The following is a 23763-nucleotide window of genomic DNA, read 5'->3' on the forward strand; positions in this document are numbered from 1 at the left end:
ATAAGAATCAATTGTTTTTCTCATTTATCCCAGTATTCAGTGGCTGACATAAAAAAGCAGGAAACTTTCAGCATCAGCTGAATTTTTCCTGCTTTTTCCAACGGACGAGCAATCGACTGATCCTAGCCACTGTTCATTGGATAACATTAGTTGCTTTTGTTTCGTCCACGAACCACCATTCGATGCCAATTGCATCATACAAAGTCAAAACTTTTTGTTTTTTGTCAATGTAAAAATCGATCGTTTCTGTGTTCAAATGTGCAATCAGACGTTGCATACTCTCTGGGTCAACAACAAATTTCAAAAAGTCTAATCCTAAGATTTCATCAGTCGGTAAGGCAATCACTGGACTCTCAGCTTGAGTCAGTCCTACATGAAAATCACCTTTATTCAAGATAAATTCTTTTTCTTCCTCTTTATGCACAGTCAGACCTAAAAGCTCTGATAAAAATTCTCGTTCCTTTTCCATATCTAGTACATTTAGGTGGACTTTTTGGAAATAAGTACCAGCAGATAATTTCTTAAAGCGTTCATTTGATTGTCTTAATAGTGCTTCTTGGTCTAATTGTTCCACCGCTTGTTCTTGTGAAGTATGAGTCTCTTCATGATAGATCTCTAACATATTGCCTTCAGGATCTTTCAATAAAATACCGATTCTGCCATCACTTTCCAGTGCTTCTTCGATCGTTTGATTCGTTTGGCGAATGCGATACAGCACATCTGCCATTTCTTCTAATGTTGGAATGATCAAAGAAAAGCGATTGAGCTTTTTGATTTCCCCAAAGTGATCATTTGCTCGTGGACTTTCCTCTAATAATAACATCTCGCTGTCATTTTCTACTGTACCGAAAATCGCTAATTCATTTTCTTCTCTCTTTAAATCGAAACCAATCGTGTCTCTATAAAACTCGATCATTTTATCACGGTCTTTTACACGTATCGCAATACTTTTCAAATAAGTAGTAGACCCCAAATCAAAAACTTTCATAATTTCTTGCTCCCCTCTACGTTAAGCTTTATTTTAACGATGCTTCTCTTTTCTTTCAAGCAATATCTTATTTTTTGTTGAATTAATTCTCAGATTGTCTTATTTTTTAGCTAATTATCAGAATGGGAAGGGAAAATCATTCTATATGTAAGAAAAGCGGCGAATCTTTGATAAAACTTTTTTATCTTTTTAAACGCCGCTTTCCCATAATCCTATAAAGATTATTATAACTTATTTTATCTTATTATGAAGCTTCTTCTGTAAACTGACTATTATACAGATCAGCATAGAACCCATCTTTTTCCATGAGTGTATCATGGTTTCCTGTTTCAACGATCGATCCTTGGTTCATCACGATAATATTATCCGCATCACGAATCGTTGATAATCGATGCGCAACTACAAAACTTGTACGATTTTTCAATAAACGGTTCATCGCTTTTTGAATCAAAATCTCCGTACGAGTATCGACACTTGAGGTTGCTTCATCCAAGATCAAGACATCTGGATTTGCTAAGAATGCTCGGGCAATCGTAATCAATTGACGTTGACCTTGTGAGATATTGCTTGCATCTTCATTTAAGATCGTATCATACCCGTCAGGTAATTTGCGGACAAATTCATCGACATGGGCAGCTTTCGCAGCTTCGATCACTTGTTCATCCGTTGCATCATCATTTCCATACTTGATATTGTCATAGATCGTTCCAGTAAATAACCATGTATCTTGTAGTACCATTGAAAATTGCGCACGTAATACATCACGAGAAACATCTCTCGTATCGACACCGTCATACCGAATGCTTCCGCCTGAAACATCATAAAAACGTTCCAATAGATTGATCAAAGTCGTTTTACCAGCCCCCGTCGGACCAACAATAGCGACCATTTCACCTGGCTTCACATCCAAATTGAAATCTTTCATCAATAAGTGATCTGGCGTATAACCAAACTGCACATTTTCAAAACGAACTTTGTACGGTGTATTTTCTTCGACTGGTAAACCAGATTTTTCATTTGTCATCTCTTCTTCATCTAGGACTTCAAAGACACGTTCAGCCGAAGCTACTGTTGATTGGATCGTATTCATCAAGCTTGCCAATTGTGTGATCGGTTGAGAAAATTGTGTCGTATATTGCAAGAATGCTTGTACATCCCCTAATGCCATATTCCCATTGGCTACTTTGATCCCACCAAGCACAGCCACAAAGACGTACCCTAGATTTTTTACGAAATTCATCAATGGCATGATGATCGCAGAAATAAACAGTGCTTTCCAACCAGAGGCATATAAATTTTGGTTTTCAATCTCAAAAACTGCTTGGTCTTTTGCTGTATGGTTGAACGTTTGGACGATCGTATGTCCAGCATAGGTTTCTTCGACTTGGTTGTTCAATAATCCTAAACTCTTTTGTTGATCCGCAAAGAAAACTTGTGATTTCGGTGCAATGATCATCACGATGATCAAGCTCAATGGAATCATCAACAACGCCACTAATGTCAGTTGCCAGCTGATGGATAGCATCATAACGATGACCCCGATCAGTGTGACCGCACTTGTGACAAATTGAGTCAAGTTTTGTTGTAACGTGCTGGCGATATTATCCATGTCGTTGATTGCTCGAGACATGATATCCCCATTCGTATGTGTATCATAATAAGAGATCGGCACACGATTCATTTTTGTCTCTAAATCATGTCTTAACTCATATACCGTACGTTGTGACACGCGAGTCATAATGAACTGTTGCAAGAAGTTGAACACGGCAGAAATCAAGTACATGACAATCACTGTCGCAATGATTTGACCAATTTTGTCAAAATCAATTGGGAATTTCGTGACTTGTTGCCCTTCTTGCATTTGTCTTGCGCCAAGCATCACACCGTTAAAAATTTCTGTGGTTGCTTTCCCTAATACTTTTGGTGTCTGGATTTGGAAGACGACAGCTGCAATCGCTAAGACAAATACAGCAATGATCGCTACTAAACGCTTAGACATATAGCCGAATAACCGGCGAACAGTGCCCCAAAAGTTTTTTGGTTTTTCTCCTTTAGCACCAATGTTACGTCCTGGTCCCCCACCCATTGGTCCTTGAGGAGGTCGATTGTTTCCTTTACTCATGCTAAATCCTCCTCTCTCAATTGTGAGTTGACGATTTCTTTGTATGTTTCATTTGTTGCTAGTAATTCTTTATGCGTTCCTTTTCCAACAAGTTTTCCTTCATCTAATACTAAGATCGTATCTGCATCCATGACGGTACTTACTCGTTGCGCCACTAAAACGGTGATACTTTCTGTCATATTTTCTTTTAGTGCTTGACGGAGTTTCGCATCTGTTTTAAAGTCTAGTGCTGAGAATGAATCATCAAAGACATAGATGTCGGCTTCTTTTACTAAGGCACGCGCAATGGCTAATCGCTGTCTTTGTCCACCAGAGAAATTTCCGCCGCCTTGTTCGACATGACTATCTAAACCATCTTCCATTTCAGAAACAAAGTCTTTTGCTTGGGCGATCTCTAATGCTTTCCAAATCATCTCATCTGTTGCGTCTTCTTTCCCATATTGCATATTCTCACGAATCGTTCCAGAAAAAAGGACAGCTTTTTGGGGAACAAATCCCATCAATTCACGCAAGTTATATTGCGTCATATCAGTGATGCTCGTTCCGTTAATCGCGATCTCACCCGATTCAATATCATACAAACGTGGGATCAGATTCACTAAAGTCGTTTTTCCTGAACCTGTACCACCAATGATAGCTACGATATCGCCAGATGACGCTTCAAAGTTGATATCTTCCAACGCTAGTTTTTCTGCGCCGTGGTAACGGTAATTCACCTGTTCGAATGACAAACTTGCGTCTTTTCCAGCTAAAGCAACCGTTTCTGGTTGTTCTGGATCAACGATACCCGCGTCTTCTTCTAGTACTTCATTGATCCGATCAGCCGAAGCTTGGGCACGAGGAACCATGATAAAGATTGCTGATAGCATCATGAAACTAATCAAAATTTGCATCGCATAAGTCATGAAGGCAATCAGATTTCCGACCTCTAATGTCATATCCGCTATGTAGTGCCCACCAAACCATGTGATCGCTACGTTCGTCCCACTCATGATCAACGTCATCAATGGCATCATCAATGCAACAATCGTGTTGACTTTGATTGCCGTATTTGTATAATCCTTATTCGCTAAATCAAAACGATTTTCTTCAAAACGTGTTTTGTCAAACGCCCTGATGACACGTACACCGGTTAATCCTTCACGAAAAACAAGGTTTAAGCGGTCCGTTTTCTTTTGCATGCTCTTGAATAGAGGAACAGCAAAATACATAATACCACCGATCAAAATGATCATGACAGGAATCACGACTAAGAAAATTCTTGTCAGTTGATGGTCCTTTTGATAAGCAAGGATACTTGCCCCAACAAGAGTGATGGGTGCATTGATCATCATCCGTAAAAACATTTGCATCACCAATTGGATCTGCGTCACATCATTCGTTGTACGAGTGATCAATGAAGCTGTTCCATACTTGTCGAATTTGTCTTTCGTCAAATTTTCGGCTTTTTGATAGACTTCTGTTCGTAATTGTTTTCCTAACTTTTGAGATTCTCGTGTAGCAAAAAACGTATTGGCAATGGCGGCTAAAATACTGATCAAAGAAAATCCGATCATGACAAATCCCGTCTGCCAAATATAGTCGACGTCACCTTTTGCTACGCCTTTGTCAATAATATTAGATGTTAACGTTGGCAAATACAGATCTGCTAACACTTGAATAATCATAAAGACCGTTGCAGCGATTGCTGAGGTCAATGAAATTCGTTTGACAATTTTTAGCATTCGTTCCCCTTCTTTCTATTTATAAGCGCCATCTTTTATCCATGACAGTTTTAGATTGAATTCTGCAATGGCTTGTTCAACAGAATACTCCTCAGAGGTTGAAAATGATTTATAGGCATGAGCAATCGTTGTAAACAGTGTACTCATGACTAACTGAAACAATAATTCCATTTCATGGTCATCTTTTACTCTAAGATTGGAACGATCAATCAAACCAATCAACTCTTTGGACGCTTTTTTATGATTTTTATGTGGTGATGGACGATGTCCTTGTGGATGCGGCACGACTTTTCGTGAGGCACGGTAATCCATGTGCATAAAAAGATGTTTATAAAACGCGGCATTTTCACCTTCTAGAATATCTCGAATCATTTTCCCAAAATAAAGTTCAAAACCGATAAATAAGTCTCCATTCGATTCTTTGATTAGTTGGATCATATTTTTTGTACTATCGCTACGAACGGTTTCAAAATAATAAAAATAAAGATCTTCTTTATCTTCAAAATATTGATAAAAACTACCTCTAGAGATCCCCGCAAGTTTCACGATTTGTGCAATCGAAGCTTCATTCAATGGTACTCTTGAAAATTCGACCCTGGCAGCTTCTAAAAGTCTTTGCTGTTTTTCTTCAGGTAGATGAAAAAAAGTCTGTGTCGGCATCGTTGATTCCTCCCTACATAAAAATGACACACCGTCATATGACACCTTGTCATTATAACACCATCTGATTGTTTTGCAAGTCATTTACATTTTTTTTCATAATTATTAAAAAAAGAATAAATCGAGTAAAAAGATTTGTTTCTTCTATTCTATACATCTAAAATAGGATCATTATATAAAAAGGATGAACGCCATGATCAAATCAATAACCGTCCACGAACTCTATTTCGTCAATCAAAAGAAGGATGTTGTAATTCTAGATGTCCGAAAAACGAATGAGTATATAAAAAAACACCTAAGTCATTCGATATCCATCCCTATTACCAGTTTGCCAGCCCAATTAAATAATCTCGATACAAAAAAACAGTACTACATTGTCGGAGCATCTAACCATTCAGCACAAGAAATCACTAGTTACCTAATAGAAAACGGATTGCAAGCAACTTATGTGATCGACAACATGAAGTTATTTGAAAGTCGTGAATTAACTAGTCCTCTTTGATCGTACTGGAAAATAACTTACTTTTTATCAGTAAAAATACTTGATAGCCTTTTCTGTTTCAAGTAAACTGGTATTGTTAGCAGTAAAGTTAACAATTACGACTAAAGGAGAGAGATTATGGCATCAGTATTAGTAATCAAAGGACATCCACTAACTGCACAAGAATCACGTTCAGTTAACGCATTAACTAGTTTTTTAACTAGCTACAAAGAAAATCATCCAAACGACGAGGTAACTGTTTTAGACCTTTATCGTGATGATATCCCAGAAATTGATGAAGAATTGCTTTCTGGATGGGAAGCGCTTCGTGCAGGTGCAGATTTCTCTAGTCTATCTGAAAACCAACAACAAAAAATTGCTCGTTTCAACGAATTGACAGAGCAATTCCTAGCAGCAGATAAAATCGTTATTGCCAATGCTTTATGGAATTTGAACATTCCTACAAAATTAAAAGCTTGGTTTGATACAGTCAATGTTGCTGGTAAAACTTTCAAGTATACTGAAAATGGTCCTGTTGGCTTAGTTACTGGTAAAAAAGCACTACACATCCAATCAAATGGCGGAATCTACAATGGACAAGATTTTGCTTCTCAATATGTAAAAGCAATCTTGAACTTTGTCGGCATCGATCAAGTCGACCAATTATTTATCGAGGGGATCGACTATACACCTGATCGTGCAGAAGAATTGATGCAAGCTGCCTTAGATAAAGCAACTGCATTCGGTAAAGACTTCTAGTCACTATTAGGTAAATCTTTCTCTTAAAATGTTGAGAAAAGAAAAAGGATTTCATGAACATTCACAATAAATGTTCATGAAATCCTTTTTTATTTGTTGCAAAGTGGCTGATTTGCGATGCTAAAATTCATTAATAACCATATCTAATACTAGAAATAGCCATCAGTTCACGTAGCTTTTCGGATTGATGCTCGTTGAGAGAGGCGCCATCTTTTTTCAATGCATTAGATATATCTAAGTTCATACGGCTTAGAATGAACGGCACTGATGCTCCATCATTTTGTAATTTTTCTAGATAAGCGTGTAAAACCTCTCTAAGCGATTCATTTCCAAGGTCTAACGCTAAATCAGCTATCAATTCATTAATGATTGTTTCTGCTGTTTTGCGTCGATCGTTTCCACCAGAAAACCATCTTAGATGACTCATTCACTGTTGCTCCTTCTCTTAATTTCAAGGAATATTACTATAGTCTTACGCAAACTAAACCTTGGTTGAAATCAGATGTTATTAAAAGAAAGAGTTCAAAAAACATCTATTTGTTTTTTGAACTCTTTCTTGAACCAACTAAATAGGCAATGGAGAATCCGAAGAACATACCTAAAGTAATCCACCATTTGAATGGACGATTTAATAGATAGGATAAGCCCCAGTTTAAAAGTAGTGACAAAAGAAACGCACCAAAAATCATTTTCAACTCTTTCATGCGTCTCCCATTTTTATCGAACTAAACAGCTTTGGCATGCTAGCGTGTTAGTTCAAGATAAGATAGAAATCATTTTACTCTCGGCTATATTTCCTTCTTTAATTTTCAACATTACGAACATAGTCATCAAAATACTGGATCAAATCACTTTTGATCTTTTGGTATTCTTCTTCACTATACTCTTTGTCTTCGATTTTTCCTTGAAAAAACGGAATCTCTAATTCTTCGCGTAAACGGTCTAATACTTCTTCTTTATTCATGTCACTACTCCTTAATCAAAGTAAACACAGACACACTCAGGTGCATAGATGTCTTTTTGGATCAATGTCAATTCTCCAGTTGTAGCATCACGTTTGTACAAGGTAAGATTATCCGTATTCTGGTTGGCAGATACCACGTAATCATTTTCTGGATCTAAGGCGAAATCTCTTGGGAAATCTCCTTCAGTTGAGATTGTCTGTACGTGTTCTAAATGTGAACCTTCTTCATTCACAGCGAATACAGCAATCGAATTATGTCCCCGATTTGATGCGTAGACAAAACGTCCATCGTTTGAAATACGGATGGCAGCCCCACCATTTTCTTCGGTGAATCCTTCAGGCAATGTGCTGATTTTTTGCACTTCTTTGAATTCGCCTGTTGTTTCATCATAGGAAAGAACACGAACTGTACTATCTAACTCACCAAACAAATAGACGAATTGATTATTAGGATGAAAAACTAAATGACGTGGGCCGGTTCCTGGCTCTACTTCTAATACAGCTTTTACAGCTAATTTCCCATTTTCATCGACATCATATGTGTACACACGATCAGTTCCTAGATCACAGACAGCTAATCGTTGGTCAGGTGTTAAGTCTGTGTAATGGACATGGGCATGATCTTGGTTTTTGTGTGGACCAGTCGGTTCTTGATGAAAGACTGCATCTGTCGCCTCTAAACTACCGTCTTCAGTGATACGATAAACATTGACTTCTCCTTTATGATAATTTGCGCCATAAACCAGTTGGCGTTGCTCATCGACTGTCACGTAACACAAAGGTGCGCCGGCTTCTGTTACCGCATTCAAAAAATTATATGAATGATCGTATGCACCGACTCCACCTAACCCATCGACACTTGTTACTGTGTAAAGATTACCTGCATCGCTTTTTGCCACATACGTTGGGCTATTTTCTTTTGTCACTAACGTTAGATTCTCTAAAGTGCCTTTATCTGTATCTAATTCGATTTGATAAATTCCTTCACTTTTTCGTCTTGTATATGTTCCTAGAATGATTTTTTTTATCATTTTGATCCTCCTCAAATTAAGAATTCTAATTTATTCTATCATACATCCATTCATGTCGTTAATCAAAGAGAATATGTTATACTGTTTTTGTAACCATAGAATCATTGATTTTTTAGGAGTAAAGGAGAGAAATGAGATGACTCAAGCAACGATAACAGAAATTGGCACGTCAGCAATCAATTCAGAGGAACCTATGCTGATTTTATTCGATCAGTCGGCAACATCCGCGTTGCGTGACTATACGATCATTCAAGAATTTAGTACAAAAGAGAATTTTTCACTTAATCAAGGTGATCAAATTTCTTTTGATCATCAAGAATATACCATCGAACATGTTGGTCCGTTGGCCAATGAAAACTTAACAACGGTTGGTCATGTGACTCTGGTTTTTGAACAACCACCAGCAGGTGACAGAATCGTCAATGGAATCTATTTGTCCCCTTATCAACTACCAGAAATCACTGTCGGCACGACCATCGACTATAAGCAGGTGAACTAATGGAAGAGGATAAAAAAAGAAAAATCAAACCTGTTTCATGGTTTTGGCGTTGGTTTTTGAATAATCAAGTAGTCACGGCTTTATTAGTCGTTCTTTTGGTCTTACTGATCGTTTTCTTATTTACGAAAGTCTCTTATCTTTTTGAGCCCATTTGGCAGTTTCTAGCAATCGTTAGTTTACCGATCATTCTATCAGGTATCTTATATTACCTGATGAATCCTGTCGTCGATTATTTTGAAAAGAAAAATATTCCAAGGCTCTATAGTATCATCGGTTTATTTATACTTGTTGTCGCTTTGATCGTCTGGGGAAGTGTAGTGATCATCCCGAAAATCCAAGAACAAACCGTCAGCTTTGTCAGCAATTTTCCACAATACGTCGAGACCATCGATGACAAATTAACCGAGATTTTTCGTGATCCACTATTCAGTCAATTTAGAGAGCAACTGGAAAATACAGGCGATCAGTTTATGAATTCTGCTGGCGATATTTTACAGAATCTATCAAAAAGCACCGTTCAAAGCTTAGGGAGTTTTGTTGGCGCTGTAGCTACGATCGTTGTTGCCGTATTGACGATGCCGTTTATTTTATTTTATCTGTTGAAAGATGGAAAACAATTAGCACCTTATTTGGTCAAGTTCTTACCCACTCGTATGAGAGTGCCTACGTTAAAAGTCTTAGGTGAGATGAACAGCCAAGTCTCTTCTTATATTCGTGGACAGCTGACTGTGGCTTTCGCAGTTGCGGTGATGTTCATGATCGGATTTGCAATCATCGGGTTAGATTATGCTGTCACTTTAGGAATCATTGCCGGTTTCTTGAACTTGATCCCTTACTTAGGTTCATTTTTAGCGATGATCCCTGCGGTATTTTTAGCCATCGTTGCAGGACCGATCATGTTGGTCAAAGTATTGATCGTTTTCGCCTTAGAGCAAACCATCGAAGGCCGTTTGATCTCGCCACTTGTACTTGGCAATCAGTTGTCGATCCATCCAGTGACGATTTTACTTGTCCTATTAACATCCGGAAAATTATTTGGTGTGGTCGGTGTGATTTTAGGGATACCTGTCTATGCCGCAGCGAAAGTATTGATTTCTCACATTTTTGAATGGTACACTACGATTTCTTCCCTTTATGAAGAAAAGCAACAAGAATAAATGAAAAGCCGAGATGATCGAGAATAGGAACCCTATTTTCAGTCGTCTCGGCTTTTTGATTATTTCATCAATAAGTTAGTCATTTTTTGGATTGCTGCGGAAATATCATCTGTCGCTTGGTCTTGTTTTGCTTCTGACGCATCAAATTGTTCAGCGTTGATGCCTTTTTCTGGTTGGATGCTTTGAGTCATTTCTTCACAACCAGCTACATAATTTTTGTAGGCTTTTTCAAAGTTCTTATGGATACCCATTACTTTGGCTGGTGGACGCAACGTACTGATTTTCTTTAGCATATTGCGATATTTTTCAGTACCTTGGTCAAATAGCTCAACCGTCTCAACAAGCTCGGATTGCGTTAGTTCAGCTGTTTTCTTTTGATCGATTGCTTCTCTGATTTTTTCATATTTTGGGTGCATCGTTTCGCCGATTGCTTCTGTTTCTTTCACGATTTTATCGACTGTCTGCACGTAATAACCGAGATTCGGTAACATAGGTTTTCCTACTTTCTTCTTTTTCTTTCTCTATTTTACCTGTTTATTCTAGTAGAAAACAAGTCATTACATCAATAAAATGTTATTTTTATCGTTTATTTTTCATAAAATCCTGCATCCAAACTATATTGTTCTCCTGAAACTAGATCATATTGGATCAAGCGATACGCCTCGTATACTTCCTCTTGCGCCTGATTCAACTGAGCTTCTTTTCCCCATTGGCCATTTTGAAAATACAGTTCTCGTTCGAACGCGGGAATAGCCGACTCCATTTCAAGCAGTAATTGATAAAAACCAGTGGTCTTTTGATTCGTTTGTTCTAAAAGATTCGCTGCAAAATAAAAAGGGCTAGTGACAGCATCATTGGTTTCACCTTTCTCTAACTCACCTGCTGTATCGAACATGAGAAACTCTGTCTGATGTAAGGCTTGTTTCTCATTTTTATTTTTGATCTCGTCCGAATAGATCCCCGGTAAATGATCTCCCCAAAAAACGACTAGTGTTCTTCTTGGCGTATCTTTCAGCGCTTCAGTGAATGCTTTCAATGCTTGACTACTATAGGCAATATCTTGCAAATAATTGTTGAGTGTATCTGTTCCAGTATCATCTTCTGTTGTAGCCGAAAAATCTAATTGCGAATACTTGCCTGCATAAGGCATATGGGTCTGCATCGTGACCAAATGGACAAACTGAGGCGTTTGCTCATCTTTTAATAAGTCTAAAATTTCTTTATAGGCAGACTCATCTGAAATATATGGATTATTATCAATGGTATCAGTGTAAGTCATATTTCCCTCGCTGATAAACGAATCAAACCCTAGCGTCTGATAGACATCTTCACGTTTATACATCGATGTATTATAAGGATGGATCGCCGTTGTTCGGTAGTTTTGTGCATTGAGCGTGGAAACAAGCGATGGTAATTGATCCAGCTTGGGAACGAGCATCGTATATGGTGTGGTCATTTGACCATTGAATAGCGCCATGGATAGACCCGTTAAGGCTTCAAACTCAATATTTGCTGTTCCACCACCATAATTTTGCGAAAGCATTCGGCCACTATAGGTTTGATTTGCCACTTCACGATAGTCAGCTAAGGGATCACCGGTCACCGTGACACCATTTAGATGACTTGGATCAGAAAAGCTTTCACTCATCACATAAATGATATTTGGCTGCTCATCACTTGCTGTTTGATTTTTTTCGTCTGCGATTGCTTGATATTTTTCAGTGATTTCATTGATTTTTTCTTTTGAATAACCTTCTGGTCGTTCCATCGGTTCAACTTTTAGATTGTACAAAAAGCCACCAATAAATCCTGTATTATAATAATTCATTTTTTGACTATAAGGAATCCACAAAGCCGTTTGATTATAAGCTTTACGCAACAAATTATTGGGATTATTGAAGTTACTAAAATAACCCATCATTGCAACGGTCATGATTAAAGTCAAGATACGATAGATTTGGAATGTTCGATCTTTTTTGAAACTACGGACAATTGCCCAGACCACTCCACCAAAGGCAAGGATCGCTAGTAGAATCAACCCAATAAAAATCGGTGTTCCGGTCATGTCTTTGAGTAAATTGAACTCTGTGATCATCTTTAAGTCATCTGGATAGATTGGTTCTTGACGATAGCTCATTTTCAAGTAATTTGCAAAACCTAATATACCGATACTTACGAGATAAAAAAGCAGACCAAATAAGTAAGAACCCGCGAAAGCGACCATAAATAAAAAGACAGTAAGTAATACGAAACAAGCAAGTAAAAATTTTTCTGTGTGCCATGAAAAAGCAAATTTCAAGGCTAAATCAACTGAAAGATTATTCTGGCACCATTGTAAATACAAATTACTTATAAGTATCACTAAGACTGTTACTACCCCCAGAGTAGTGATTCGTAGAATTTTTTGTTGTTTGGTTGAAAACTTATCTAAATGTTTGTTCAAGAGAGCGCTCCTTCACTTTTTCTAAACTACTTTAACGCCTATTTTATTCTAGTCGCTTCACAAATGAAAGTAAAGTTCAAAAAACAAGTAGTCTGAACGACCAATTTTATAAAAAAATAAATAGAAAACAAAAGGAATGAAACTGTGTCTTAGTCTCTCCAGCTCGCAAAGAATAAGCGGTAATAGCCACAATTTTGAACAACAAATTGTGGCTATTACCGCTTATTTCTTGAAGGGCTTTATTGAAATGATGCTCAAATATCAGCCGAATACGCAACTGGTTCACCAAAAACTGGGAATCCCTCTGTGTCCCACGAAAATACTTGTGCGTTGGCATGACGATTGGGATTGTTCAGAGGATCGATTCCTTCATTTTTTTCTGGTCGTGCATGGTAAACTAATACATCTTCTTTGCCATCTTCTGAGAGAGTAAAGGAGTTATGTCCCGGTCCAAACTGCTTATTTTTCTCCGAAGAGACAAAGACAGGTTCAGGATTTTTATGCCAAGAATAACCGTCAAGTAGATCCGCTGACTCTTCTGCCCACAGCAAACCCATTGCATAATTTTCATCCGTGGCACTCCCTGAGTAAGTGATGAATATTTTCCCGTTACGAACCATTACGGCTGGTCCTTCATTGACTGCAAATCCTTGCTTTTCCCAAGAAAATTCTGGGATGGCTAATAATAGTTGTTTTCCGGTCAGTGTCCAAGGATTTGCCATTTCTGATAAATAGAGATTGGAGTTTCCCGGAATACGCGGGTCTAATTGCGCCCAAACATAATACAACTTTCCTTGATGTGTAAAAGTCGTGCCGTCTAAACTAAACGTGTCTGTAGCAGTGATGATTTGCCCTTTTTCTTCCCAATCAGTATTCATTGGGTCAATGGACGTGTTTTCAAGAACGAACATCCGATGGTGATGATCCCGATCACGAATCTCTGCATGATCACTGGCTGCAAAATAGATATACCACTTTCCTTGGATATAATGGATTTCTGGTGCCCAGATCAACTGACTCATGGGTCCAGTTTTAGGTGCATGCCAAACCAGTAACTTTTCTGCATGCTTCAAGCCATCGATCGTTTTCGCACGTCTCAATTCGATGGACTGATAACCAGGTAGAGAACCCGTAAAATAATAGTAGCCGTCCGTATGTTTGTAGATCCAAGGATCGGCTCGTTCAAGGACGATTGGATTAGCATAAGTTGTTTTTTTCATATAGGTTCCTCACATTTTTTTAGTCTGATGACATTCCAAGAATATGCTTCAAGCACCATATGGATCGTGTTCTTTTCATTTACATCGATTACTTGTTCTATCGGCTGGATCGTATTCGGAGCGTCTTTCGTATTTTTATCTAGTAAATGATCACTTTTTACGACTAGTTGGACTGCTTTAGTCTCCAGCTCAAAATCATGCGTTGTCGTAATGGACACTTTCTCTTCTGTGCGATTCACTAGAAACAGTACGATTTCTTGCTCATTTTCGACAACTACGCTATCAATGATCGGCACTTCTTTTCCAGTATCACATTCATATGTGGGACAAAACGTTTGTTGATCTAATACAGTGCCTTTCGCATATTTTGCCAGATGTTGCATCACATAATAGGTCGGATTTACCCATGCGATCCCATTTTTCTCTGTTAGGATAAGCGGGATGGTATTGACTAAAAGCGATTGGCAAGCAATTTTGACACGATCTGCATGCCGTAAAATCGCAAGACCTAACGTGCCGAACAGTAATGTATCTTCCATGGTGAACTGGCACCAATCGATTGGTGACCCCTCTTGGAATTTTTGATAGGTTTGTTCTGGTTGGCTATGAACATTCCATTCATCAAAAGCTAAGTACATCGTCTTGTCACTGCGTAGATAGCCTTTCACATAGTCACACGTCGCAATGATCTCTTCGATTTGTCGATCAAACCGTTCCGCTTTAGCTAAGTAAGTTTTGGTATCTGCTCGCTCATTTTTTGGAGGTTTAGTCAAATCTTCTTCGTCATATTTATCGATGTAATTATGCAAAGCAATATAATCAACGTTTTCATATGCTTCTTCTAAAGCGATTCGGTCCCATTCAGGATAAGACGCTAAGCGTGGCGTCGAACTACCGACTAAAATCGTTTCGATCGATTCATCGACTAATTTCATCGCTTTGGCAGATTCATTGGCTAACCTGCCATACTCATAGGCACTTTTTGCGCCAATTTGCCAAGGACCGTCTAACTCATTTCCTAAGCACCAAAGTTTCACGTTAAAAGGTTGCTCTTGTCCGTTTTGTTTGCGTAACTCACTCCAAGAGGTTCCTTGAGGAAAATTACAATACTCTACTAGATTACGCGCATCATCGATTCCTTTTGTGCCTAGATTCACCGTCATGATTGGCTCCGCTTCTACCATGTCTAACCATTTGAAAAATTCATGTAGCCCGAATGTATTTGGTTCGATTCCTTGCCATGCAAGATCGATTTTTTTTGGACGCTCGGTGACTGGACCAATCGTATCTTGCCAGTCATATCCTGAAGTAAAATTCCCTCCAGGATAACGGATCACCCCTAAAGACAGTTCTTTTACATAAGAAAGCACGTCCTGTCGAAAGCCATTCTTATCCGCGGTCGGATGTTCTGGTTCAAATATTCCGTTATACACGACACTTCCCATATGTTCAACAAAAGAACCGAAGAGTCGTGGACTGATAGCTCCTTTAGAAAATCCTTGACGTACCTTTAATTCAACTTTTTTCATTGCCACACTCCTTTCCTATTTATGTTTCCCACTAAATGATTGATCAACCACCAAACCCCACCTGCTAATACAAAAATAATCGGCGGAAACATAAACACAAGCACAAGAAAAACTAATAATATGCCACAACATACAAGATTCTTCAAAAAGTTGGTCAACACCCACAACGTACTTTCTTGAAAAAGTTCCTTTCCGGAAAGAGCGTCATTTTGGGCAAGAGAACTACACCAAGAAAGTAAAAACATCGTAAAAACCAACATTGTTACATACCCACAAATCACTAACCAAATAGCAGATTCTTGCAAAATAAGATTCATCGCAAAATAACTGATGATGGTCACGCAACTCATCACTAATTGAAGGAAAAACTTACGCTTAAAGCCCTGAAAAAAGGAATAGCAAACATGCCCTGATTCGCCATTCTTCCATTTATTCAACGCTGTAAAGACCCCTGTTGTGGCTGGTACTACTGTGACTAAAGGCAAAGAAACGACGACCCATAAAATCCCTAATAAGATATGATCGGAAATTTGGATCAATTGACCATACCATTTTGTTTCGACTAATTTCATCTTCTCACTCTTTCATGCCAGACATTGCAGTTCCTTGTACAAAGTATTTTTGAGCAAAAATATAAATGATCAACAATGGCAACATCGAAATAACTGTTCCTGCCATCACCGGTCCATAAAATGATATATTTTGTCCGGTGAATAAAGCTAATCCTGCAGGTAACGTCCGCATTTTCGAACTTGTTGTCAAAATCAGTGGATACAATAAATCATTCCAACTGTTCATCAACGTAAAGATTGCTAGTGATAGAAGTGTTGGCTTGCTCAAAGGCAACATGATCTTCAAGAAAATCTTGAACTCACCTAACCCGTCAATACGTGCGGCTTCTTCCAATGAATCTGGTAAAGTCACAAAAAACGACCGCATCATAAATATCCCAAAAGCAGTAGTCATCCGAGGAATGATCAATCCGGCATACGTATCTAACATACCTAAAAAGTTTGCTTGGATGAACAGTGGGATCATGAAGACTTGAAATGGGATCATCATCGTTAACAAAACAAAGTAAAACAACACCGATTTCCCTTTGAAGCGCATCCGAGCAAAAGCATACCCTGCAAGAGAATCAAAGAAAACAGAAGTGATCACTGTCCCACCTGCAAAGATCACTGTGTTTTTGATGTAATCTAACAACGGAATAGTCGTCCAAACCTTGATATAATTCTCAAAGGTATATTCATCTGCAAAAATTCTCGGGGGAAAAGAAATAATGTCTTTTTCATATTTGAACGAGGAAATGATCAACCATAGAAAAGGAAAAGCGATAATCAATAATACGAGTAACATTCCGACGACACGTAACCATTTCTTTCCATCAAACTTTTTCCGACGATTCGTTGAAACTGCTGTATAACTTTCCGAAAGCATATTATTACTCCCCCCTATTTCATCTGTTTTTCTTTTCTTGACATATATAAATTGGTCGAAATTGCCAGCACAGCTACAATGACAAACAGTACTGAAGATAATGCGGAAGCATAGCCTAACTCATATGGAGCGGTGAAGCCGCGACTATAAATGTATTGGACAGCTGTTTCCGTTTTGAATTGTGGTCCGCCGTTCGTTGCCACATATACTTGGTCAAACACTTGCATGGAACCAATCAGGTTGGTCAAGATACAAAAACCAAGAGATGGGACGATCTGCGGTAACGTGATATTAAAGAATTGTTGACGATTGGTTGCTCCATCCATTTGCGCTGATTCGTAAAGCGAAGGGGAGATTCCTTGAATAGCAGTGATCAGGATCGTCATCGTGACACCGAAATTTTTCCAAACCGTCATCAGCGCAACTGTTGGCATTGCTAATGTTGGATCACGGAAAAATTGTGGAATCGGCAAACCTACTTGTGAGAAAAGGTAAGGGATAGCCCCAACGTTTGGGTCAAGCAACATTGAAAAGATGATTGCAATGGATGTTAAGGAACAAATAACAGGGATATAAAAAGTTGAGCGACAAAAGCGATTGAAACGAGTATTCTTTGACAAGATCACCGCAGCTAATAAACCAACGATAATCTGTGTTGGTGTTTCAAGTAAGGTAAAATACAACGTATGGAAAAGTGAATTGACCGCACGTTCATCCCCAAAGATCCGCAAAAAATTATCCATGCCTACGAACTCTCTTGAAGTAAAAAAGATGTTCAAATCAGTAAAACTGATCGCAAATGTACCAATCAGTGGCACCACTGTGAATAACAGTAGAATCAAAAAGGATGGCACTAAAAACAAATAAGCCGCTCGATCCGGTCGGTTCCAGTATCTGGTGAATGCTTTCATTTCGTCTATTTCCCCTCTTTCTTATTCGATGGATTCCTTGATGAACAGTTCAAGCGATGAAAAATCAGCCCAAGAAAGGAAAGAAGTTTTTCTCGAAAAAGGAAAGCGAAAGCAATAAATATGTTTTTGCAATTTATAGGACTTTCGCCTTATCCTCTACGAGATTCCTTCTATTTCTTTCGTTGTTTTGATTTCATTGTGAACTGTTACTCGATTATTCCTTCAATAGATCATTGATCTGATCATCTGCATCATTCATGAGTTGCTCTGGATCTTCACCAGCCAACAATTTTTCGATCAATGGATTAATGATGTCATTATTGATTGCTGCGATTTTCGTGAATCCTGGTAGATAAGGTTCAGCATATTCCATTTGTTTGGATAGTTCCGATACGATAGGATCATTCTTCACTTCTTCATCTTCTGCGACAGATGATAAGTAGGCAGGGAAGCCATTTTCAATACTCCATTTTTTACCGATTTCACTTGTGTTCCAGTATTTTAGGAATTCATAGATTGCCTCTTTTTTGTCACTATCTGTACTTGCTGGGATTGCATAACCAACACCATCTAAAATCGCTGTTTTTTCACCGTCCGCACTTGCTTGCGGTAATGTCGTTACACCATAATCGATTTCGTTTGCTTTCAAGCCGTTATTCAACCACGGTCCGTTGATGATGATCGATAATTGTCCAGCGTTCATCAAATTATCCATTTCTGCTCCTGAAATCGATTCTGGTCCTGCTTTATCGACATGGATCATTTTTTGGATGGCTGTTAGTGTTTCAAGATTTTCTGGTGAAGCAAACTCAGATTTTGTATAGTCATCACTGACAAGTTTTCCTCCATTTGCCTTCATCCAGTTATAAAGTGGTGCAGTACCGTCTTTATTGAAGACAAAACCTGAGATATTTTTACTACTATCGGTCAGTTGTGGAGCCATCTCTGTTAATTCTGTCCAAGTAGTTGGTGGTGTTGTTTCATCCAAGCCAGCTTGTTTGAATAATTCTTTGTTCCAATACATATACATCCCTTGTACTTGCATCGGAATAAAGTATTGCTGATCATCCACCATTCCTAGATCTACCGCAGTATCTTTGAAATCTCCTTTATCCACACCGTCATATTCCCAGAAATCATCTACAGGCTGCACAGCCCCATTCTCCACATATTGAGCAAAATCAGCGTAGTTCAGTGCAACAAAATCTGGTGCTTTTCTCGAAGAAATAGCCGTTGGTAATTTTTCATTCAAATTAGCCCATGTCATCACATCCATCTCAATCGTGATGTTTTTGTCATTATTCTTATTAAAATCATTGACGATCTCTTGTAAGATCTCTCCGTCAGAAGCTGTAAACCCATTCCAAAAAGAGAGTGTGACTTCTCCGTCATTTTTACTTTGAGAAGAAGCACCACCGCCACAAGCACCTAATATTCCAGTCGCAGCTAACAACAATGAACCAATCATCAATTTTTTTCCTCGCATCTCTATCTCCTCCTTATTTGTTCGGGGTCAAGCTTGTACGGATCACATTCCAAGATAACGGTTTCAATTTGCAATTCAACTGATTTTCTTTATGTTCGTAGGCTTTTGAAGACACAGGTTTGATTTGCTCATTTCCTGCTTGATTGACCGCTTTGATTTCATAGCCAGACATCTCTGAAAAATCAATGACTTCCTTAATCTTTAAGTCAGAAAATTGTAGATCTAAACTCATCTCTTCTTCTCCACGATTCACTGCAAAGATCACCAACTCATTTTTTTCTTCATTCAGCACCGCGATACTTTCTAAATATGGAACTGTATCAAATTCACTCGTTGCATACGTATCGACAGTGATTTCAGGTCGTAAAGCAATACCTTGCCCTAAAGTCGCGACTTGCATAAATGGATAATAGATTGTTTGACGCCATGCTTCACCGTCTTCTTCTGTCATGATCGGAGCAATTACGTTGACTAGCTGCGCCAGACAAGCAATTTTTACTCGATCAGAATGTTTTAACAAAGTGATCAATAAACAGCCCAATACTAAAGCATCCTCAAAATTATAGTGATCTTCTAATAAAGGTGGAGCCACTTGCCATGGCTTGACTGTTTGATCATGTTCTGTCGAATGATACCAAATATTCCATTCATCAAAAGATAGATTGATTTGTTTCTTGCTGTGTTTTTTCGCCTTGATTGCATCACACATCGCAACAACACCAGAGATGAACTGATCCATATCGACTGAACGAGCTAAATAATTTTTCAAATCATTTGTTTGATTGCCATAATACTGATGCAATGAAAGATAATCGATTTGTTCATAGGCTTGATCCAATACAGTCAATTCCCACTCACCGAACGTCGGCATTTTACCATTCGAGCTACCACATAAAACGACTTCGATCGATTCATCGACAAGTTTCATTGCTTTTGCTGTTTCTTCTGCCAGCCGTCCGTACTCCGCTGCTGTCTTATGACCGATTTGCCAAGGACCATCCATTTCATTGCCTAAACACCACGTCTTGATCGCAAAAGGTTCGGTTTGTCCATTTGCTATTCTTTGCTCACTCCAATAAGTACCACTAGGATAATTGCAATATTCTACTAGATTTCTTGCAGCATCTAAGCCACGTGTTCCAAGATTGACAGCCATATTGATCTCAGCGCCCACTTCTTGACACCACGCAGCAAATTTATGCACCCCCACTTGATTTGTTTCTAAAGATCGCCAAGCAAGGTCTAATCTTTTCGGCCGCTCCGCTATAGGCCCCACACTATCTTCCCAATTGAACCCAGAAACAAAATTCCCACCTGGATACCGGATCAATGGTACCGATAATTCTTTGACTAGCTCCATAACGTCTTGGCGAAATCCCTTATCATTTGCAGTCGGATGATCTGGTTGATAGATCCCTCCATACACTGCACGTCCCATATGCTCAATAAACGAGCCATACAAACGACGATCGATTTCCCCTATCTTTTGCACACGACTAACTGACATTACAGCTTCCATATGTCCCCTCCTTTAATTTATACATGAATCATATCTTTCTTTGAAAGCGTTGTCAATAATAATATTATTAAATACAAAAATATTTTTACATTATAATTAACATAAATGTTAATTATATATATTAGTTTTATGATATTAACCTATAAATTAATATTTATGTTAATATATAGTTAAACAAAAACCTAAATAAGAGGTGAAAAATCATGCAACTCCAAATCAATGAAGAATCGTTACCTGTTTATGAAGCTTTAGCTAGTAAAACAAGGATAAAAATCATCCAGTTACTTTCAAAAAACAAAATGAATATCAAAGAGCTTGCCCAAGCACTCGGTATCAGTAGCGCGATTACAACAATGCATGTAAAAAAACTTGAAGAAGCAAATATCATCAAATCTGAAAAAATAGGCCAAAAAAAAATTTCCAGCTTACGTGTCGATAAAATCAACATCACGTTTCCAGAAAAAATCTTCAATGCCTTTGATACGAAAGAAACATCGATCCCTATCGGTCATTATACCCGCTATTCGATCGAGCCGACATGCGGTCTGGCAACGATCCATGACTTTATCGGCAAAGTCGATGAACCACGTTATTTTGCCGATCCACGACGAATGGATGCTCGGATTCTGTGGTTTACAAGCGGATTTGTTGAATATCAAACACCAAACTTTTTAAACGAAGAAGATACCTTGGAAATGTTGGAATTGTCCGTTGAACTATCTTCCGAGTTTCCCTTTTCGAACGACAATTGGCCATCGGATATCACTTTCAGCCTAAACGGTGTGGAATTAGGTAACTGGACAAGCCCAGGAGATTTCGCAGACATTCGTGGAAAACATACCCCGGACTGGTATCCAGATAATCTAAACCAATACGGACTATTGAAAACAATCCGTATCACTAAACATTTGACCAATATCAACGGCGAACCATTATCTGAAATCACGATCAATGACATCCCAAGAAACGAAGACGTCTGGACCTTCCGCATCGAAGTCAAAGAAGACGCCAAAAACGTCGGTGGCTGCACCCTATTCGGCAAAGGCTTCGGCAACTACGACCAAGATATCAAGATGAAGGTGTATTATAGTTAAGGTTGTGAAAGAAGCGGTTTGACCTGAGCAGTAAGATGAGAAATCAGAAAATAGCTTTCCATATTTTTTGATTTTTCAGCTTAATTTTGAAGGTCAGCTTTTTGAACACCGTTTATCTAAGTTATGAGAAAGCCGTTTAGCTCCAAGTAGTAAGGCAGAACTTGAGAAAATAGCTTCTCATATTTTTTCAAGTTTTGACTTACTATTGAAGGAGCTGGCTTTCGAACACTGTTTATCTAGGTTGTGAAAGAAGCGGTCAGCACCGAATAATAATATCAATGAAAAGGAGTAATTTTATGGCTATCTATTCAAATAGTGTTATGACAGATTCACCTTTATTATTTATTTCCGGACAGACACCTCAAAAAGAGGATTACATTCCCGATGGTATCGATGAGCAAATACAAATCGTTGTTGAAAAAATAAATTCCATCATTATGGATAACGAAGCGAGTACCCAAAATATTGTCAAAATGAACGTGTATTTAACTGATGCTTCCTTTTTAGGATCACTTAGGACGACACTTATAAAACTATATGGAGAAAATAAACCAGCAATGACAGTAGTAATAGTAGCTGGATTGATTGATCCAAGATTCAAAGTAGAAATAGATGCTATTGTCGCTATCAAATGATTTTCTTAAGGAACATCGATTTGTTTCAGACTGTCAAAGAGTGTCAATCAAGTATAGCCGATCCTATTTTGTTTCTTTCAATACTGACTCTTCCAATGTGGAAAACTTATTTTTTAAGCCTTCTTTTCTATGAGAATGAAGCAAAGCAATAAAAATCTTCACCTTAAAAATACACTGGAGAACAAAACGCGAATACAAACAAAAATAAACCGTTAATCCCTTGATCAACAAAGGATTAACGGTTCATTTGATTCGTTTATTTCACTTTATTTCCAAAAATCATCAAAGATCGAAATTGGCAAATGACGTTTATGCTGTGTTTTATTCCACCATTGCTCGATTTTTTGTTGTGCATCTACTGGAATTTCTTTCCCTTCCAAATAGTCGTCGATCTCATCATATGTGACACCTAATGCGACTTCATCGGCAATCATCGGCTTGCCTTCTTCAAGGTCAGCTGTTGGCACTTTGGTATAGAGATGTTCTGGCGCGTCTAAAGCCTTCAACAATGCTTTTCCTTGGCGTTTATTCAAGCGGAACAATGGCAAAATATCTGCCCCACCGTCTCCATATTTTGTAAAGAAACCAGTAATATTTTCAGCTGCGTGGTCGGTTCCGATCACAGCCCCTGCGCGTTGTCCAGCAACCGCATATTGTGTGATCATTCGTTGGCGCGCTTTGATATTCCCTTTATTGAAATCACTGATTTCCACACCTGCTTCAATCAATGCTTGCGTTTGCGCATCGACAGCGGGTTTGATATTTACACGTAATTGGACGTCTGGTTGGATAAAGTCTAACGCCGCTTTGGCATCTTCTTCATCTGCCTGTTCTCCATATGGCAAACGTACACCGATAAACTGGTAACTATCATCTTTCGTTTCTTCCCGCATTTCTTCCATTGCCAATTGTGCTAAACGTCCGGCTAAAGTAGAATCTTGTCCTCCACTGATACCTAAAACCAAGGTTTTTAAGAAGGGATTCTTTTTCAAATATTCTTTCATGAAATCGATACTCACACGAATTTCATTTTGAGGATCGATGACTGATTTCACGCCTAATTCTTCTATGATTGCTTGTTGTAAATGATTCATCTTCCAT

The 23763-nt window shown here is 38.4% G+C and carries 23 protein-coding genes; 6 read left to right on the forward strand and 17 right to left on the reverse strand.

What is annotated here, in order from left to right; translation table 11 throughout:
* Positions 1-133: 133 nt before the first annotated feature.
* The 4 genes from HZ311_RS05035 to HZ311_RS05050 form a co-directional block, all read right to left on the reverse strand.
* A complete protein-coding gene (locus tag HZ311_RS05035; RefSeq protein ID WP_023520295.1) occupies positions 134-988 on the reverse strand; it encodes a VOC family protein in 855 nt (284 codons plus the stop codon).
* A gap of 244 nt (positions 989-1232) precedes the next feature.
* Complete coding sequence (locus tag HZ311_RS05040; RefSeq protein ID WP_178946515.1) at positions 1233-3110, reverse strand: ABC transporter ATP-binding protein; 1878 nt, start codon at positions 3108-3110, stop codon at positions 1233-1235.
* Entirely contained in the window at positions 3107-4834 is a 1728-nt protein-coding gene (locus tag HZ311_RS05045; RefSeq protein WP_023520296.1) for an ABC transporter ATP-binding protein, read from the reverse strand. Before HZ311_RS05045 ends, HZ311_RS05040 begins: the two co-directional genes overlap by 4 nt.
* Positions 4835-4849: 15 nt before the next feature.
* Entirely contained in the window at positions 4850-5494 is a 645-nt protein-coding gene (locus tag HZ311_RS05050; RefSeq protein WP_010736659.1) for a TetR/AcrR family transcriptional regulator, read from the reverse strand.
* Positions 5495-5687: 193 nt separating this feature from the next.
* On the opposite strand from HZ311_RS05050, the gene HZ311_RS05055 reads away from it, so the two are divergent.
* Both HZ311_RS05055 and HZ311_RS05060 read left to right on the forward strand, forming a co-directional pair.
* Positions 5688-5996 (forward strand): rhodanese-like domain-containing protein, encoded by a 309-nt coding sequence (locus HZ311_RS05055; protein ID WP_023520297.1) that lies wholly within the window; start codon positions 5688-5690, stop codon positions 5994-5996.
* Between the two features lie 117 nt (positions 5997-6113).
* Complete coding sequence (locus HZ311_RS05060) at positions 6114-6734, forward strand: NAD(P)H-dependent oxidoreductase (protein ID WP_010736661.1); 621 nt, start codon at positions 6114-6116, stop codon at positions 6732-6734.
* A 130-nt stretch (positions 6735-6864) separates the two neighbouring features.
* Here HZ311_RS05060 and HZ311_RS05065 read toward each other — a convergent pair whose 3' ends face one another.
* From HZ311_RS05065 to HZ311_RS05075, 3 genes are all read right to left on the reverse strand, one after another.
* The gene (locus tag HZ311_RS05065; RefSeq protein ID WP_062806192.1) at positions 6865-7161 is read right to left on the reverse strand and encodes a bacteriocin immunity protein; all 297 of its coding nucleotides are present in this window, start codon (positions 7159-7161) and stop codon (positions 6865-6867) included.
* Positions 7162-7536: 375 nt separating this feature from the next.
* Entirely contained in the window at positions 7537-7698 is a 162-nt protein-coding gene (locus HZ311_RS05070; protein WP_010736663.1) for a hypothetical protein, read from the reverse strand.
* Between the two features lie 11 nt (positions 7699-7709).
* Complete coding sequence (locus HZ311_RS05075) at positions 7710-8729, reverse strand: lactonase family protein (protein ID WP_010736664.1); 1020 nt, start codon at positions 8727-8729, stop codon at positions 7710-7712.
* Between the two features lie 136 nt (positions 8730-8865).
* Between HZ311_RS05075 and HZ311_RS05080 the strand changes: the two genes are divergently transcribed.
* A complete protein-coding gene (locus HZ311_RS05080) occupies positions 8866-9228 on the forward strand; it encodes a PTS glucitol/sorbitol transporter subunit IIA (RefSeq protein ID WP_023520301.1) in 363 nt (120 codons plus the stop codon).
* On the forward strand, positions 9228-10385 hold the full coding sequence (locus tag HZ311_RS05085) for an AI-2E family transporter (protein ID WP_023520302.1): 1158 nt from the start codon (positions 9228-9230) through the stop codon (positions 10383-10385). Before HZ311_RS05080 ends, HZ311_RS05085 begins: the two co-directional genes overlap by 1 nt.
* A gap of 59 nt (positions 10386-10444) precedes the next feature.
* On the opposite strand, the gene HZ311_RS05090 is transcribed toward HZ311_RS05085, so the two are convergent.
* The 9 genes from HZ311_RS05090 to arfA form a co-directional block, all read right to left on the reverse strand.
* Positions 10445-10876 (reverse strand): hypothetical protein, encoded by a 432-nt coding sequence (locus tag HZ311_RS05090; protein ID WP_023520303.1) that lies wholly within the window; start codon positions 10874-10876, stop codon positions 10445-10447.
* Between the two features lie 95 nt (positions 10877-10971).
* Positions 10972-12828: an LTA synthase family protein gene (locus tag HZ311_RS05095; RefSeq protein WP_023520304.1), complete on the reverse strand. Its 1857-nt coding sequence runs from the start codon at positions 12826-12828 to the stop codon at positions 10972-10974.
* 254 nt (positions 12829-13082) lie between these two features.
* Entirely contained in the window at positions 13083-14048 is a 966-nt protein-coding gene (locus tag HZ311_RS05100) for a glycoside hydrolase family 43 protein (RefSeq protein WP_023520305.1), read from the reverse strand.
* Positions 14045-15577 carry an alpha-N-arabinofuranosidase gene (locus HZ311_RS05105; RefSeq protein WP_023520306.1) on the reverse strand — a complete coding sequence of 511 codons (1533 nt, stop codon included), beginning with the start codon at positions 15575-15577 and terminating at the stop codon, positions 14045-14047. The genes HZ311_RS05100 and HZ311_RS05105 overlap by 4 nt, the downstream gene beginning before the upstream one ends.
* Positions 15574-16149, reverse strand: a complete 576-nt coding sequence (locus tag HZ311_RS05110) for a DUF624 domain-containing protein (protein ID WP_023520307.1) — start codon at positions 16147-16149, stop codon at positions 15574-15576. The genes HZ311_RS05105 and HZ311_RS05110 overlap by 4 nt, the downstream gene beginning before the upstream one ends.
* Positions 16150-16153: 4 nt before the next feature.
* Entirely contained in the window at positions 16154-17017 is an 864-nt protein-coding gene (locus HZ311_RS05115; protein WP_010736672.1) for a carbohydrate ABC transporter permease, read from the reverse strand.
* 14 nt (positions 17018-17031) lie between these two features.
* The gene (locus HZ311_RS05120; protein ID WP_010736673.1) at positions 17032-17928 is read right to left on the reverse strand and encodes a carbohydrate ABC transporter permease; all 897 of its coding nucleotides are present in this window, start codon (positions 17926-17928) and stop codon (positions 17032-17034) included.
* A gap of 214 nt (positions 17929-18142) precedes the next feature.
* Positions 18143-19414, reverse strand: a complete 1272-nt coding sequence (locus HZ311_RS05125) for an ABC transporter substrate-binding protein (protein WP_023520308.1) — start codon at positions 19412-19414, stop codon at positions 18143-18145.
* Between the two features lie 13 nt (positions 19415-19427).
* Positions 19428-20933, reverse strand: a complete 1506-nt coding sequence (arfA, locus tag HZ311_RS05130) for an arabinosylfuranosidase ArfA (protein WP_178946516.1) — start codon at positions 20931-20933, stop codon at positions 19428-19430.
* A 203-nt stretch (positions 20934-21136) separates the two neighbouring features.
* Between arfA and HZ311_RS05135 the strand changes: the two genes are divergently transcribed.
* Both HZ311_RS05135 and HZ311_RS05140 read left to right on the forward strand, forming a co-directional pair.
* Entirely contained in the window at positions 21137-22027 is an 891-nt protein-coding gene (locus HZ311_RS05135) for an ArsR/SmtB family transcription factor (RefSeq protein WP_019723205.1), read from the forward strand.
* 296 nt (positions 22028-22323) lie between these two features.
* Positions 22324-22662, forward strand: a complete 339-nt coding sequence (locus HZ311_RS05140; RefSeq protein WP_023520310.1) for a RidA family protein — start codon at positions 22324-22326, stop codon at positions 22660-22662.
* Positions 22663-22928: 266 nt separating this feature from the next.
* Here the strand turns inward: HZ311_RS05140 and nadE are convergent, their stop codons facing one another.
* Positions 22929-23756: an ammonia-dependent NAD(+) synthetase gene (gene nadE / locus HZ311_RS05145; protein WP_023520311.1), complete on the reverse strand. Its 828-nt coding sequence runs from the start codon at positions 23754-23756 to the stop codon at positions 22929-22931.
* Between the last annotated feature and the right edge of the window lie 7 nt (positions 23757-23763).

The organism is Enterococcus mundtii (assembly GCF_013394305.1).
Lineage (GTDB): Bacteria > Bacillota > Bacilli > Lactobacillales > Enterococcaceae > Enterococcus_B > Enterococcus_B pernyi.

Excerpts from the sequence above, each read along its gene's own strand:
- HZ311_RS05035 (WP_023520295.1), bottom strand. The coding sequence starts at position 988 with ATGAAAGTTTTTGATTTGGGGTCTACTACTTATTTGAAAAGTATTGCG.
- HZ311_RS05040 (WP_178946515.1), bottom strand. The coding sequence starts at position 3,110 with ATGAGTAAAGGAAACAATCGACCTCCTCAAGGACCAATGGGTGGGGGA.
- HZ311_RS05045 (WP_023520296.1), bottom strand. The coding sequence starts at position 4,834 with ATGCTAAAAATTGTCAAACGAATTTCATTGACCTCAGCAATCGCTGCA.
- HZ311_RS05050 (WP_010736659.1), bottom strand. The coding sequence starts at position 5,494 with ATGCCGACACAGACTTTTTTTCATCTACCTGAAGAAAAACAGCAAAGA.
- HZ311_RS05055 (WP_023520297.1), top strand. The coding sequence starts at position 5,688 with ATGATCAAATCAATAACCGTCCACGAACTCTATTTCGTCAATCAAAAG.
- HZ311_RS05060 (WP_010736661.1), top strand. The coding sequence starts at position 6,114 with ATGGCATCAGTATTAGTAATCAAAGGACATCCACTAACTGCACAAGAA.
- HZ311_RS05065 (WP_062806192.1), bottom strand. The coding sequence starts at position 7,161 with ATGAGTCATCTAAGATGGTTTTCTGGTGGAAACGATCGACGCAAAACA.
- HZ311_RS05070 (WP_010736663.1), bottom strand. The coding sequence starts at position 7,698 with ATGAATAAAGAAGAAGTATTAGACCGTTTACGCGAAGAATTAGAGATT.
- HZ311_RS05075 (WP_010736664.1), bottom strand. The coding sequence starts at position 8,729 with ATGATAAAAAAAATCATTCTAGGAACATATACAAGACGAAAAAGTGAA.
- HZ311_RS05080 (WP_023520301.1), top strand. The coding sequence starts at position 8,866 with ATGACTCAAGCAACGATAACAGAAATTGGCACGTCAGCAATCAATTCA.
- HZ311_RS05085 (WP_023520302.1), top strand. The coding sequence starts at position 9,228 with ATGGAAGAGGATAAAAAAAGAAAAATCAAACCTGTTTCATGGTTTTGG.
- HZ311_RS05090 (WP_023520303.1), bottom strand. The coding sequence starts at position 10,876 with ATGTTACCGAATCTCGGTTATTACGTGCAGACAGTCGATAAAATCGTG.
- HZ311_RS05100 (WP_023520305.1), bottom strand. The coding sequence starts at position 14,048 with ATGAAAAAAACAACTTATGCTAATCCAATCGTCCTTGAACGAGCCGAT.
- HZ311_RS05105 (WP_023520306.1), bottom strand. The coding sequence starts at position 15,577 with ATGAAAAAAGTTGAATTAAAGGTACGTCAAGGATTTTCTAAAGGAGCT.
- HZ311_RS05110 (WP_023520307.1), bottom strand. The coding sequence starts at position 16,149 with ATGAAATTAGTCGAAACAAAATGGTATGGTCAATTGATCCAAATTTCC.
- HZ311_RS05115 (WP_010736672.1), bottom strand. The coding sequence starts at position 17,017 with ATGCTTTCGGAAAGTTATACAGCAGTTTCAACGAATCGTCGGAAAAAG.
- HZ311_RS05120 (WP_010736673.1), bottom strand. The coding sequence starts at position 17,928 with ATGAAAGCATTCACCAGATACTGGAACCGACCGGATCGAGCGGCTTAT.
- HZ311_RS05125 (WP_023520308.1), bottom strand. The coding sequence starts at position 19,414 with ATGCGAGGAAAAAAATTGATGATTGGTTCATTGTTGTTAGCTGCGACT.
- arfA (WP_178946516.1), bottom strand. The coding sequence starts at position 20,933 with ATGGAAGCTGTAATGTCAGTTAGTCGTGTGCAAAAGATAGGGGAAATC.
- HZ311_RS05135 (WP_019723205.1), top strand. The coding sequence starts at position 21,137 with ATGCAACTCCAAATCAATGAAGAATCGTTACCTGTTTATGAAGCTTTA.
- HZ311_RS05140 (WP_023520310.1), top strand. The coding sequence starts at position 22,324 with ATGGCTATCTATTCAAATAGTGTTATGACAGATTCACCTTTATTATTT.
- nadE (WP_023520311.1), bottom strand. The coding sequence starts at position 23,756 with ATGAATCATTTACAACAAGCAATCATAGAAGAATTAGGCGTGAAATCA.